The 13,078-nt window shown below is 66.5% G+C and carries 10 protein-coding genes; 2 read left to right on the top strand and 8 right to left on the bottom strand.

Annotated elements, in window-relative coordinates; translation table 11 throughout:
• Nucleotides 1-6: 6 nt before the first annotated feature.
• Together AC56DV_RS05450 and AC56DV_RS05455 are read left to right on the top strand one after the other, a co-directional pair.
• Nucleotides 7-3,474, top strand: coding sequence for a hybrid sensor histidine kinase/response regulator (locus AC56DV_RS05450; protein WP_496313290.1), 3,468 nt, complete (start codon nt 7-9; stop codon nt 3,472-3,474).
• Complete coding sequence (locus AC56DV_RS05455) at nt 3,455-4,429, top strand: response regulator (protein ID WP_496313291.1); 975 nt, start codon at nt 3,455-3,457, stop codon at nt 4,427-4,429. Before AC56DV_RS05450 ends, AC56DV_RS05455 begins: the two co-directional genes overlap by 20 nt.
• 22 nt (nt 4,430-4,451) lie before the next feature.
• Here the strand turns inward: AC56DV_RS05455 and urtE are convergent, their stop codons facing one another.
• From urtE to AC56DV_RS05495, 8 genes are all read right to left on the bottom strand, one after another.
• Nucleotides 4,452-5,150: an urea ABC transporter ATP-binding subunit UrtE gene (gene urtE / locus AC56DV_RS05460; RefSeq protein ID WP_496313292.1), complete on the bottom strand. Its 699-nt coding sequence runs from the start codon at nt 5,148-5,150 to the stop codon at nt 4,452-4,454.
• Between the two features lie 8 nt (nt 5,151-5,158).
• On the bottom strand, nt 5,159-5,935 hold the full coding sequence (gene urtD, locus AC56DV_RS05465; RefSeq protein ID WP_496313293.1) for an urea ABC transporter ATP-binding protein UrtD: 777 nt from the start codon (nt 5,933-5,935) through the stop codon (nt 5,159-5,161).
• Nucleotides 5,932-7,080, bottom strand: a complete 1,149-nt coding sequence (gene urtC, locus AC56DV_RS05470) for an urea ABC transporter permease subunit UrtC (RefSeq protein WP_496313294.1) — start codon at nt 7,078-7,080, stop codon at nt 5,932-5,934. The genes urtD and urtC overlap by 4 nt, the downstream gene beginning before the upstream one ends.
• Complete coding sequence (gene urtB, locus AC56DV_RS05475) at nt 7,077-8,696, bottom strand: urea ABC transporter permease subunit UrtB (protein WP_496313822.1); 1,620 nt, start codon at nt 8,694-8,696, stop codon at nt 7,077-7,079. The genes urtC and urtB overlap by 4 nt, the downstream gene beginning before the upstream one ends.
• Before the next feature lie 5 nt (nt 8,697-8,701).
• Complete coding sequence (urtA, locus tag AC56DV_RS05480; protein ID WP_496313823.1) at nt 8,702-9,901, bottom strand: urea ABC transporter substrate-binding protein; 1,200 nt, start codon at nt 9,899-9,901, stop codon at nt 8,702-8,704.
• A gap of 81 nt (nt 9,902-9,982) precedes the next feature.
• Nucleotides 9,983-11,077, bottom strand: a complete 1,095-nt coding sequence (locus AC56DV_RS05485) for a porin (RefSeq protein ID WP_496313295.1) — start codon at nt 11,075-11,077, stop codon at nt 9,983-9,985.
• A 135-nt stretch (nt 11,078-11,212) separates the two neighbouring features.
• Nucleotides 11,213-12,490, bottom strand: a complete 1,278-nt coding sequence (locus AC56DV_RS05490) for an MFS transporter (protein WP_496313296.1) — start codon at nt 12,488-12,490, stop codon at nt 11,213-11,215.
• 226 nt (nt 12,491-12,716) lie between these two features.
• Nucleotides 12,717-13,058: a thioredoxin family protein gene (locus tag AC56DV_RS05495; protein ID WP_496313297.1), complete on the bottom strand. Its 342-nt coding sequence runs from the start codon at nt 13,056-13,058 to the stop codon at nt 12,717-12,719.
• Nucleotides 13,059-13,078 lie beyond the last annotated feature (20 nt).

Below are 13,078 nucleotides of genomic sequence, written 5' to 3' on the forward strand. Positions count from 1 at the left end.
TGCGAAATGCCGGTGTCTGCACCAAAAACGGGCGTGGCCGATCAGGAACCGCCGCAGCGCATCGTCAAGATACGCCGCGACTACAACACCTGGGTGGCCAACGAAACCATTGAAGACTATGCGCTGCGCTACACGCCGCGCTCGTTCCGCAAATGGTCGGTGTTCCGCGTATCGAACACCGCCTTCGGCGCAATCTCCTTCCTGGTGCTGGAGGCGATAGGCGGCACCATCGCCGTCAACTACGGCTTCATCAACGCCTTCTGGGCCATCATGGCGGTGGGCCTGATCATCTTCCTGACCGGCCTGCCGATCAGCTACTACGCCGCCAAGTACGGCGTGGACATGGACCTGCTCACGCGCGGCGCCGGCTTCGGCTACATCGGCTCCACCATCTCGTCCTTCGTCTACGCCTCCTTCACCTTCATCCTGTTCGCGCTGGAAGCGGCCATCATGGCCTATGCGCTGGAGCTGTATTTCGGCCTGCCGCTTTGGATAGGCTATATGGTCAGCGCGCTGGTGGTGATCCCGCTGGTGACGCACGGCGTGACCCTCATCAGCCGCATCCAGATGATTTCGCAGCCGGTGTGGCTGGTGCTGCTGGTGCTGCCCTTTATCGCCATCGCCGTCAAAAAACCGGAACTGTTCACGCAACTGGGGCAGTTCGCCGGCCAGTCGCCCGGCAACGGCCAGTTCAACATGCTGGCCTTCGGCGCCGCCACCGCCGTCGGCGTGGCGCTCATCACCCAGATCGGCGAACAGGTGGACTTCCTGCGCTTCATGCCGGAGAAGACCGCGAAGAACCGCGTCCGGTGGCACCTGGGCGTGCTGGTCGCCGGCCCCGGCTGGATATTGCTCGGCATCGCCAAGATGCTGGGCGGCGCGCTGCTGGCGCTGCTGGCGATCAACAGCGGGGTGGCGCTGGCGCAGGCGGTCAACCCCAACCAGATGTACCTGGCCGGCTTCCAGCAGGTGTTCGCCAGCCCCACCGCCGCCGTGCTGGTGACGGCCTGCTTCGTCATCATCTCGCAGGTGAAGATCAACATGACCAACGCCTACGCCGGCTCGCTGGCGTGGTCCAACTTCTTCGCGCGGCTCACGCACAGCCATCCCGGCCGCGTGGTGTGGGCGGTGTTCAACGCGCTGATTGCCGTGCTGCTGATGGAACTGGACGTGTTCCAGGCGCTGGACCAGGTGCTGGGACTGTACTCCAACATCGCCATTTCCTGGATCACCGCCGTGGTGGCGGACCTGGTGGTGAACAAGCCGCTCGGGCTGAGCCCCAAGGGCATCGAGTTCCGCCGCGCCTACCTGTACGACATCAATCCCGTGGGCGTGGGCGCCATGGTGCTGGCGTCGGTGCTGTCGGTGGCGGCGTTCACTGGCCTGTTCGGCGCGCAGGCGCAGGCCTTCTCGGCCTTTATCGCGCTGGGCACTGCCTTCATCGCCGCGCCGCTGATCGCCATCGCCACCAAAGGCAAGTACTACATCGCGCGCCAGCCCGCGCCCGCCGCCACGCTGCACAAGGTGTGCTGCATCTGCTCCAAGGAATACGAGTCGGAAGACATGGCGCACTGTCCGGCCTACCAGGGCCCGATCTGCTCCCTGTGCTGCTGCCTGGACGCGCGCTGCAACGACGTCTGCAAACCGCACGCGCGCTTCACCGAACAGTGGGACAGCGCCATGAAGGCGCTGCTGCCCAAGTCCATGTGGCCCTACATCACCAGCGGCCTTGGCCACTACCTGCTGCTGATGATGGTGACGCTGCTGTTCCTCGGCGGCCTGCTCGGCCTGATCTACGTGCACGAGGAGCGGCTGCTGATCGAGGCCGGCTCCACCATGCTGCCGCAGCTGCGGGTGGCCTTCATCAAGATCTTCGGCGCGCTGCTGCTGGCCAGCGGCATCGTGGCGTGGTGGCTGGTGCTCACCAGCGAAAGCCGCCGCGTGGCGCAGGAGGAATCGAACCGCCAGACCGGCTTGCTGACGCGCGAAATCGAACTGCATAGCCAGACCGACGCCCAGCTGCAGCAGGCCAAGAAGCAGGCCGACCAGGCCAACCAGGCCAAGAGCCGCTATATCGCCGGCATCAGCCACGAGATCCGCACGCCGCTCAACAGCATCCTCGGCTACGCGCAGCTGCTCGACAACGACCCGTCGATACCGGAGCACCGCCAGCAGGCCATCCGCGTGATACGCGGCAGCGGCGAGCACCTGCTGTCGCTGATCGAAGGCACGCTGGACATCGCCCGCATCGAGGGTGGCAAGCTCAGTTTCGACATCAAGGAAGTGAAGCTGCCGGACTTTATCGGCCAGATCGTGCGCATGTTCGAGCAGCAGGCCGCCAGCAAGGGCCTGTCCTTCCGCTATGAGCTGAGCGGCGAGCTGCCGCGCGTGGTGCGCGCGGACCGCAAGCGGCTGGGCCAGATCCTCATCAACATTCTCGGCAACGCGGTCAAGTTCACGGAACGCGGCGGCGTCGTGTTCCGGGTGCGCTACGCGCGCGACATGGCGGCCTTCGAGGTGGAGGACAGCGGCCCCGGCATCCTGGAAGAGGAACGCGAGAGCATCTTCGAGCCGTTCACGCGCGGCAGCGCCGGCGAGCACGCGGGCGCCGCCGGCACCGGCCTCGGTCTGCCGATCAGCAAAATGCTGACGCAGCTGATGGGCGGCGAGCTCACGCTCAACAGCACGCCGGCCAGCGGCAGCGTGTTCAAGATCAAGCTGATGCTGCCGCGCGTGCACACCGAAGCGCGCGCGGACGGCGCGCCGGAACCGGTGCGCACCGGCTATGCGGGCCGCCGCCGCAAGGTGCTGGTGGTGGACAACGAGCGCGTGGACCGCGAACTGCTGGTCAACATCCTGGCGCCGCTGGGCTTCGAAATGGCGCAGGCCGTGTCGGGCGCGGACTGCGTGGACAACTACGCCGCCTTCGGTCCGGACCTGATCCTGATGGACCTGGCCATGCCGGGCATGGACGGCTGGGAGGCCAGCCGCATTATCCGCCAGGTGCACCGCTGCGAGGCGCCGATCGCCATCGTCTCCGCCAACGCTTACGACAAGGGGCTGGACAACCCGGCCGCGATTCCGGCCGAGGACTTCTTCGTCAAGCCGGTAAACGTGGCCGAGCTGCTGGACTGGATAGGCCGGCGCCTGCAGCTGGAGTGGATATCGCACGCGGCGCCGAAAGGCATCAGCAGCGAGATCGTGGCCGAGGCGCAGGAAGCGCCGCCGGTTCTCGTCTTCCCGCCCGCCGCCCAGCTGGCGGAGCTGCGCGCCCAGCTCAAGCTGGGCTATGTGCGCGGCATCGTGCACCAACTCGACGAAATCGCCATGCTCGGCCCGCAGTACTCGGCCTTCATCGCCGCCATGCGCGGCCACGCGGCGCGCTTCCAGCTCGATGCGATGGCGCGCTTGCTGGAACAAATCCCGGAACAAACCAAGGAACCAGGAGAAAACCATGATACCGAAGCAGTTTGAGCACCGCCCCGGCCATTTGGTGCTGATCGTCGACGACGTGCCGGAGAACCTGGCGGTGCTGCACGACGCGCTGGACGAATCGGGCTTCACGGTGCTGGTGGCGAACAGCGGCGCGGACGCGCTGGAGCGCTGCGCGCAGGCGGTGCCGGACATTATCCTGCTGGACGCGGTGATGCCCGGCATGGACGGCTTTGAAACCTGCCGCCAGCTGCGCGCGCAGATCGCCACGCGGCACGTGCCCATCATCTTCATGACGGGGCTGACCGAAACCGAGCATGTGCTGGCGGCCTTCAGCGCGGGCGGCACGGACTACGTGACCAAGCCGATACGGCAGAGCGAGGTGCTGGCGCGCATCGCGGCGCACTTGCAGACGGCGCGGCTGATGAACCAGGCGCGCAGCGCGCTGGACGCCTTCGGCAACGCGGCGCTGGCGATCGGTCCGCGCACCGGGCGCATCGTGTGGCAAACGCCGCTGGCGCGGCAGCTGATGCAGAACTACTTCGCGCTGCCGGGCACGGGCCAGCTGGCCGACACGCCAGCCGAGCTGACGGCGTGGCTGGCGGCCACGGTGGAGGCGCGCCGCGCGGGGCAGGATCATCCGCCGCTGAACGTGATCCAGGGCGCCGCGCGGCTGATCTTCAGCGCGGCGGACGTGAGCAGCCAGGAACAGTGGATGGTGGTGCTGCGCGAAGAGTCTGACGCGGCGCAGGTGCAGGCGCTGGTGGCGCTGTTCAAGCTGACCACGCGCGAGTCGGAAGTGCTGCACTGGGTGATCAAGGGGAAGACCAACCGGGATATCGGCGACATCCTCGGCACCAGCCCGCGCACGGTGAACAAGCACCTGGAGCATGTGTTCGAAAAGCTGGGCGTGGAGACGCGCACTGCCGCCGCGTCGCTGGCCATGAACAAGCTGCGCGGCTCGGCGGATTCCGGTGCGGTGGCGGCGAGCGCGTAACCATCCAGCGCCGCTGGCGCCGCTACACCGCCAGATGCCGCCGCACGTCCTCGCTGTCCATCTCCTCCGGCGCGCCGCAGGCCACCACCTCCCCGCGCGACAGCACCACGAACTTGTCCGCCAGCGCGCGCGCAAAATCGAAATACTGCTCGCACAGCAGGATGCCGATATCCCCGCGCTGCCGCAGCAGCCGTATCACCCGCTCGATGTCCTTGATGATGGACGGCTGTATGCCCTCGGTGGGTTCGTCCAGGATAATCAGCTTCGGCCTGGCCAGCATGGCGCGCGCGATGGCCAGCTGCTGCTGCTGCCCGCCCGACAGATCCCCTCCCCTGCGCCCCAGCATCTCCTTCAGCACCGGGAACAGCTCGTACACCTCCCCGCTGATGGTGGTCGCCTCGCGCCGCGACAAGGTGGCCATGCCCATCAGCAGATTCTCTTCCACCGTGAGCCGCGCAAAGATCTCCCGCCCCTGCGGCACATAGGCGATGCCCGCCGCCGCGCGCTGGTGCGGCTTGAGGCGCGTGATGTCGCGCCCGTTGAACGTCACCTTGCCGCGCGCCACCGGCAGCACGCCGGTCAGGCATTTGAGCAGCGTGGTCTTGCCCACGCCGTTACGCCCCAGCAGCGTCAGGCACTCGCCTTTCTCCACCGACAGCGACACGCCGCGCAGCGTGTGCGACGAGCCGTAGTACTGGTTCACTTGTTCGACTTGCAGCATATGGCTCCCTAGCGTCCCAGATAGACTTCAATCACGCGTTCGTCGGCCTGCACCTGGTCCATGCGGCCCTGCGCCAGCACCGATCCTTCATGCAGCACCGTCACCTCGCCCTGCTGCGCGATCTCGGCGACAAAGCCCATGTCGTGCTCCACCACCATGATGGAGTGCTTGCCGCGCAACTCGTTCAGCAGCTCGGCGGTGCGCGCGGTTTCCGCGTCCGACATGCCGGCCACCGGTTCGTCCAGCAGGATCAGCTGCGGCTCCTGCATCAGCAGCATGCCGATCTCCAGCCACTGCTTCTGGCCGTGCGACAGCAGCCCCGCCAGGCGCTCTTCCTGCCCGTTGAGCCGGATCAGGCGCAGGATCTCGGCGATCTTGTCGCGCTGTTCGGAACTCAGGCGCGCAAACAGCGTGGGGCGCACGCGCTTGTCCATCTTGGCGGCCAGCTCCAGGTTCTCGAACACCGTGTGCTGCTCGAACACGGTGGGGCGCTGGAACTTGCGGCCTATGCCCGCGTGGGCGATGTCGTATTCGGTCATGCCGGCCAGGTCGTAATTCTGGCCGAAGAAGGCGCTGCCGGAGGTGGGCCGCGTCTTGCCGGTGATGACGTCCATCATGGTGGTCTTGCCCGCGCCGTTGGGGCCGATGATGCAGCGCAGCTCCCCGACCCCGATATTCAGGCTCAATTTATTGAGCGCCTTGAAGCCGTCGAAGGACACGGTGATGTCGTCCAGGTAGAGGATGATGCCGTGTTCCGTGTCCAGGCCTTCGCGTTTGACTGTCATGCTGCCTCCTTGGCTGGCGCGGCGGCCGGCGCCGGCGCCGCATCAGGTTCAGGCGCAGGTTCTGGCTCGGGCGCGCCGCGTTTCAGCTTCTCCACCAGGCCGAGTATGCCCTTCTGCATGAACAGCGTGACCAGGATGAACAGCAGGCCCAACGCGAACAGCCACAGGTCCGGGAAGGCGGCGGTGAACCAGCTTTTCAGGCCGTTCACGGTGAAAGCGCCGATGATGGGGCCGACCAGCGTGCCGCGTCCGCCCACCGCCGCCCAGATCACCATCTCGATCGAATTCGCAGGCGACATTTCGGACGGGTTGATGATGCCCACTTGCGGCACGTACAGCGCGCCCGCTATGCCGCACAGCACCGCCGACAAGGTCCACACGAAGAGCTTGAACCACAGCGGGTTGTAGCCGATGAACATGAGCCGCGATTCGGAGTCGCGCACCGCTTGCAGCACGCGGCCCAGTTTGGAGGTGACGATCCAGCGGCACAGCAGCAGCGCGCCGACCAGGAAGCCCAGCGTGACGAGGTAGAGCACCGCCTTGGTGCCCGGCGCGGTGACGCTGAAGCCGAGGATGCGCTTGAAGTCGGTGAAGCCGTTGTTGCCGCCGAAGCCGGTGTCGTTGCGGAAGAACAGCAGCATGAAGGCGTAGGTCATGGCTTGCGTGATGATGGAGAAGTACACGCCCTTGATGCGTGAGCGGAAGGCGAAGTAGCCGAACACGAAGGCCAGCACGCCCGGCACCAGTACCACCAGCGCCATGCAGTACCAGAAATTGTCCGTCATCGACCAGTACCAGGGATAGGTTTTCCAGTCGAGGAAGACCATGAAATCCGGCAGCGTGCTTTGGTAGACGCCGTCGCGGCCGATGGCGCGCATCAGGTACATGCCGTGCGCGTAGGCGCCCAGCGCGAAGAACACGCCGTGGCCCAGCGACAGGATGCCGGTGTAGCCCCACACCAGGTCCAGCGCCAGCGCGGCCAGCGCGTAGCACATGAATTTGCCGACCAGGCCCATGGCATAGCTGGACACGTGCAGCGCATGGCCCGGCGGGAAGGCGAGGTTCAGCAGCGGCAGCAGCGCGGCCAGCGCCACCACAACGCAGATCGCGGTCCAGGCGCGCGGGGAATACAAGGCGGTTCTCATTCGACGCTCCTGCCTTTCATCGCGAACAGCCCCTGCGGCCGGCGCTGGATGAAAATGATGATGAACACGAGGATGGAGATCTTGGCCATGACGGCGCCCGCCAGCGGTTCGAGGAATTTGTTCACTTCGCCCAGGCCCAGCGCGGCGATCACGGTGCCGGCCAGTTGGCCCACGCCGCCCAGCACCACCACCATGAAGGAGTCCACGATGTAGGCCTGGCCCAGGTCCGGCCCCACGTTGCCAAGCTGGGACAGCGCCACGCCGCCCAGGCCGGCGATGCCGGAACCCAGGCCGAAGGTCATCATGTCGATGCGGCCGGTGGGCACGCCCACGCAGTCGGCCATGCGGCGGTTCTGCATCACGGCGCGCACGAACAGGCCGAGGCGGGTCTTGTTCAGGATCAGCCACACCGCCACCACCACGATGATGGCGAATACAATGATGGCGATGCGGTTGTACGACAGCACCAGCGAACCAAGCACGGTGACGCCGCCGGACATCCACGACGGGTTGGCCACTTCCACGTTCTGCGCGCCGAAGATGGTGCGCACCAGCTGCATCAGCATGAGGCTGATGCCCCAGGTGGCCAGCAGGGTTTCCAGCGGCCGCCCGTAGAGCCAGCGGATCACCGTGCGCTCCAGCGCCACGCCGACGGTGAACGCGACGAGGAAGGCGGCGGGCAGCGCGGCGGCCAGGTACCAGTCCAGCGCGTCCGGGAAGTACTTGCGGAACAGCGACTGGCACAAGTATGTGGTGTAAGCGCCTATCATCAGCAGCTCGCCATGCGCCATGTTGATGATGCCCATCAGGCCGAAAGTGATGGCCAGGCCGAGCGCGGCCAGCAGCAGCACGCTGCCCAGCGACACGCCATAGAACAGGTTGCCGACGAATTCGGTGCGGGCGATGCGGCTGTCGATGCGGCTCAGCGCGTCCACGGCGGCGGTGCGCACCGAGGCGTCCGGCTCGGCGAAGCTGCCGCCGTCCTGCACCAGCATGGCTTGCAGCACGGGACGCAGCGCGGCGCCGCCGCTGTCGGCCAGGCTGGCCACTGCGGCGCGGCGCACGGCCGCGTCGGGCGACTGCAGGTCGGCGGTGGCGACCAGGGTTTGCAGTATGGCCTTGATGTCCGCGTCCCGCTCCAGCGCGTAGGCCTTGCGTATCAGCGGCGCTTGCGCCGGGTCGGCGGATTTGGCTTGCAGCTGGAGCGCCGCGGCCAGGCGCTGTTCGCGCTGCGGCGACAGCAGCGCCATGCCGGACAGCGCACCCTCCACCGCGCCGCGCAGGCGGTTGTTGACGACCACGCCGTCCACGCCGTCCGGCACCGGGCCGGTGGCGCCGGTGGCGGGGTTCCAGGCCTTGTCGCCGTCGACGACCAGGATGGCGCCGTCCGGCGTGGCGTACAGCGTGTCGCCGTTCAGCGCTTGCAGCACCTTGAGCGCGTCCGCGTCCGCCAGCGCGGCGATCCTGCCCACCGCTTCGATGCGGGCGTCCGGATCGTCGCCGGCCAGCGGCTGCAGCAGCGCCGGATCGATGGCGGCATGCGCCGCCAGGGCTTGCAGGCAGAGCGCAGCCGCGACGACCGCGCGCCGCGCCACTTTAAGAGTCGCGGTCGTCATCTTCATCACATCTTCTGCTTGCCTTCGTTACCCTTGATGAAGGGACTCCATGGCTGGGCGCGCAGCGGGGCCTTGGTCTTCCACACCACGCTGAACTGCCCGTCGCCCTTGATTTCGCCTATCATCACCGGCTTGTGCAGGTGGTGGTTGGTCGCGTCCATGGTCAGGGTGAAGCCGGACGGCGCCTTGAAGCTCTGGCCGGCCATCGCGGCGATCACCTTGTCGGTGTCCGTGGTGCCGGCCTTTTCCACCGCCTGCTTCCACATGTGGATGCCGACGTAGGTCGCTTCCATCGGGTCGTTGGTCACCACGGTGTTCGCGTTGGGCAGCTTCTTGGCCACGGCGTAGGCTTTCCACTTCTTGATGAACTCCGAATTGACCGGGTTCTTCACCGATTCAAAGTAGTTCCACGCCGCCAGGTGACCCAGCAGCGGCTTGGTGTCCACGCCGCGCAGCTCCTCCTCGCCCACCGAGAACGCCACCACCGGCACGTCCGTCGCTTTCAGCCCCGCGTTGCCCAGCTCTTTGTAGAACGGCACGTTGGAGTCGCCGTTGATGGTGGAGATTACCGCCGTCTTGCCGCCGGCCGAGAACTTCTTGATGTTGGCGACGATGGTCTGGTAGTCCGAATGGCCGAACGGGGTGTAGACCTCGTCGATGTCGCTGTCCTTCACGCCTTTGCTCTTCAGGAAGGCGCGCAGGATCTTGTTGGTGGTGCGCGGGTACACGTAGTCTGTGCCCAGCAGGACGAAGCGCTTGGCGGCGCCGCCGTCCTTGCTCATCAGGTACTCCACGGCGGGAATGGCCTGCTGGTTGGGCGCGGCGCCGGTGTAGAACACGTTCTTCTCCAGCTCTTCGCCTTCATACTGCACCGGGTAGTACAGGATGCTGTTCAGCTCTTTGAACACCGGCAGCACGGACTTGCGCGACACCGAGGTCCAGCAGCCGAAGACGGCGGCCACCTTGTCCTTGGCGATCAGCTGGCGCGCCTTCTCGGCGAACAGCGGCCAGTTGGAGGCCGGGTCCACCACCACGGCTTCCAGCTTCTTGCCCAGCACGCCGCCGTTGGCGTTGATTTCGTCGATGGTCATCAGGGCCACGTCCTTGAGCGACGTTTCCGAAATGGCCATGGTGCCCGACAGCGAATGCAGGATGCCGACCTTGATGGTGTCGGCCGCCTGCGCGGAAACGCCTCCCATCAGCATGGCGGCGCCGGCGGCGATCTGCGTGAAGGTGGCGATGAATGTGCGGCGAGTTTGCATGGCGGTCCTCGTTAAGTGTGGTGTTTAGTATTGGAGTTGCAGCGCGACGACAAGCTTGTTCTGGTCCGGCGCGGCCGCGACCTTGGTGCGCGAATACACGGCGCTGACCTGCGCGTTGTAGCCGTCGATGATGTAGTTCACGCCGACGTCGCTCTGGCGCGTGTTGAGGCGGGTGTCGGGGGTGAACTTCTGGAAGCGCACGAAGGGCTGCAGCTTGCCCGCGCCCAGGCCCTGCTCGAAGATGTAGGAAGCGCCGGCCGACCAGGCCTCGCCCTGCTCGGACTTGATGACGTTGTCGGTGTCGTAATCGTAGTAAGCGGCTTCGATGGCGAAGGCGCCGGAGCCGGGAATGCGCTTCTCCAGCAGGAAGTCCACGTTCCAGGCGCTGTAGTCGCCCACGCCGGCCACCGTCAGCACGCCGTCCTTCTGCTGGCGCGCGGCCACGCCGATGGCCAGGATGTCCTTGCCGCCGAGGTAGTTGCCGGTGCCGTAGTAGCCCGGCTCGGCGCCCCAGAAGTCGTACTGCACGCGGCCGGCGTACATCAGCGAGTCGGAGGTTTTCACGCCGGCGGCCTTGGCCTGGTTCTGGGTCAGCGAGCCGATGCCGAAGGTGTGGCCTTCGAAGGCGCCGAAGGAGTAACCAAGCTTGCCGCCTTCCAGCACATTGCCCCACACGACCACGCCGTCGTCGCGGCCGCGGAAGATGCCGCCGTTATAGCCGTAGCGGGAGGAGACGCCGGCCCAGTAGCCGCCGCCCAGCGAGTAGTACGGCCCGGCCATGTTGGCGCGGTCGCTGGGCGAGAGCAGGCGGCCGGCCCAGATATTGAGTTCGGGCGAGATGGCGAACTGGCCGGCCGCGTCCAGCACGCGGATCTTGTCGCCGTCCCACTCGGTGTTGAACATGCCCTTGATGTTCTTGTTCAGCGAAGCGCCGAAGAACAGGCGGGCGCTGTCCAGGTTCAGGTCGTTCGAGCGCGACGTGCCGTTCGGCGCGCCGTCCTCGATGCTGGAATAGGAGCCGCGCATGCCGAAGCCCACGCTGACGGATTTATCCTCGCCGATCGGTATCGTGGCGCCCGCCTGCGCCAGCATCGGCGCCGCCGCCGCGAGTGCAGCCAACAACGCTCGTTTTCGTATCTTCATCATCCCAGGCCTCTCTCATGTTGTGGTTCACTATTGACATGAGATTAACCATTGAGGGATGACTACGACATACGTCAACCTACGTAGTGGCCGCGCGGCCACGGCGGCGCGTCAGTTGCGCGAGCGGCACAGCAGCAGCGCGACCAGGCTCAGGCCCGCTGCGGTGGAGAGGTAGTAGCCGACATAGCTCAAGCCGTAGTGCGTGGCCAGCCAGGTGGCGGCGTAGGGCGCCAGCGAGGCGCCCAGGATGCCGGCCAGATTGAACGTCAGCGAGGCGCCGGTGTAGCGCACCTCGGCCGGGAACAGCTCGGACAGCATGGTGCCCAGCGGCCCGTAGGTCATGCCCATCAGTCCCAGGCCGATCGACATGGCCAGCGTGACTTCGATGGTGCTGCCGGAGCCGAACAGCGGCGCCAGCACCAGGCCGAAGGCCATGATCAGCGCGGACACCACGATCAGCGTGAGGCGGCGGCCGTAGCGGTCCGCCACCAGCGCGGTAACGGGGATGGTGAGGCCGAAGAACACCACCGAGAACAGTTGCAGGATCAGGAAGTCCTTACGGGTGTAGCCCAGCGCGGTGGTGCCCCAGCTCAGCGTGAACACCGTCATCAGGTAGAACAGCACGAAGGTGGCCATGGCCATCAGGGTGCCCAGCACCAGCATGCGGGTGTGGTCGCGGAACACGGTGACGGCGGGGATCTTCACGCGCCCGCCCTTGTCCAGCACTTTTTGGAAGTCCGGCGTTTCGGTGATCTTCAGGCGCACGTACAGGCCGACGACGACCAGCAGCGCGCTGGAAAGGAAGGGGATGCGCCAGCCGTAGGAGAAGAACTGCTCGTCGGTCAGCACCTGGGTCAGCACCAGGAAGATGGAGCCGGACAGGAAGAAGCCGATCGGCGCGCCCAGCTGCGGGAACATGCCATACCAGGCACGCTTGCCCGGCGGCGCGTTCTCGGTGGCCAGCAGCACCGCGCCGCCCCACTCGCCGCCCAGGCCCAGGCCCTGGCCGAAACGGCACAGCGCCAGCAGCAGCGGCGCCATGGTGCCGATGGCGGCGTAGGTCGGTAGCAGGCCGATGGCGACGGTGGACAAGCCCATGGTGAGCAGCGCCGCCACCAGCGTGGCCTTGCGGCCGATGCGGTCGCCGAAGTGGCCGAAAACGGCCGAGCCGACCGGGCGCGCGAAGAAGGCGATGGCGAAGGTGGCCAGCGACTGCAAGGTGGCTGCGGCGGCGTCGCCGGCCGGGAAGAACAGCTTGGGGAAGACCAGCACGGCGGCGGTCGCGTAGATATAAAAGTCGAAGAATTCGATGGTGGTGCCGATCAGGCTGGCGAACAAGACGGTGGCGGGGGAATTGGCCTTGGGGGCGCCGGGGTGAGGCTGACTCATTACTGCTCCTGTTTGCGATGGACGACGGGCGCAGGCAGGCAAGCGGCGCGGATGGCCGGCAAGGAGTGCGCCGCTGCACGGGCGGGGATGGTGCCAGGTACAGTTTGCGGCGGGGGCAGCCGGCTTCCGGTGGAAAGCGCGGCAGGCCTGCTGAGGGCCACATGATACGTCCCGGCGGCGAAAAACGCCAAGGACGCATCATGTCATGCCGGTGCAGTGGGGCGGCTTAGTCCCCGGCCGCGCTGGATGCCGATTCGATGGCCGCGAAGCCTGCGCGTATCTCGTCGGCCGATTCGGGCCGCACCACGCGCGCGACCTCTTTGCCGTCGCGCAGGAAGACCAGCGTGGGCCACAGCTTCACGCGGAAGGACCGTCCCAGCAAGCGTCCCGGCCCGTCTTCCACTTTGTAGTGCGGCACCTGCTCGTAGGCCGCGTAGGCTTGCGCCAGCGGCGGCTGGGCGGCGCGGCAGTAGCCGCACCAGTTGGTGCCGAATTCCAGCACCGCCGGCCCGGTCAGCGCGTCGATGTCGGCGCGCGTCGGCGCGCTTTCCTTGTAGGTGGTTTCCATTATCCTGCCCTCCTCATGGC

This window comes from Massilia sp. BGA-UO-ETr-WB1, assembly GCF_059567845.1.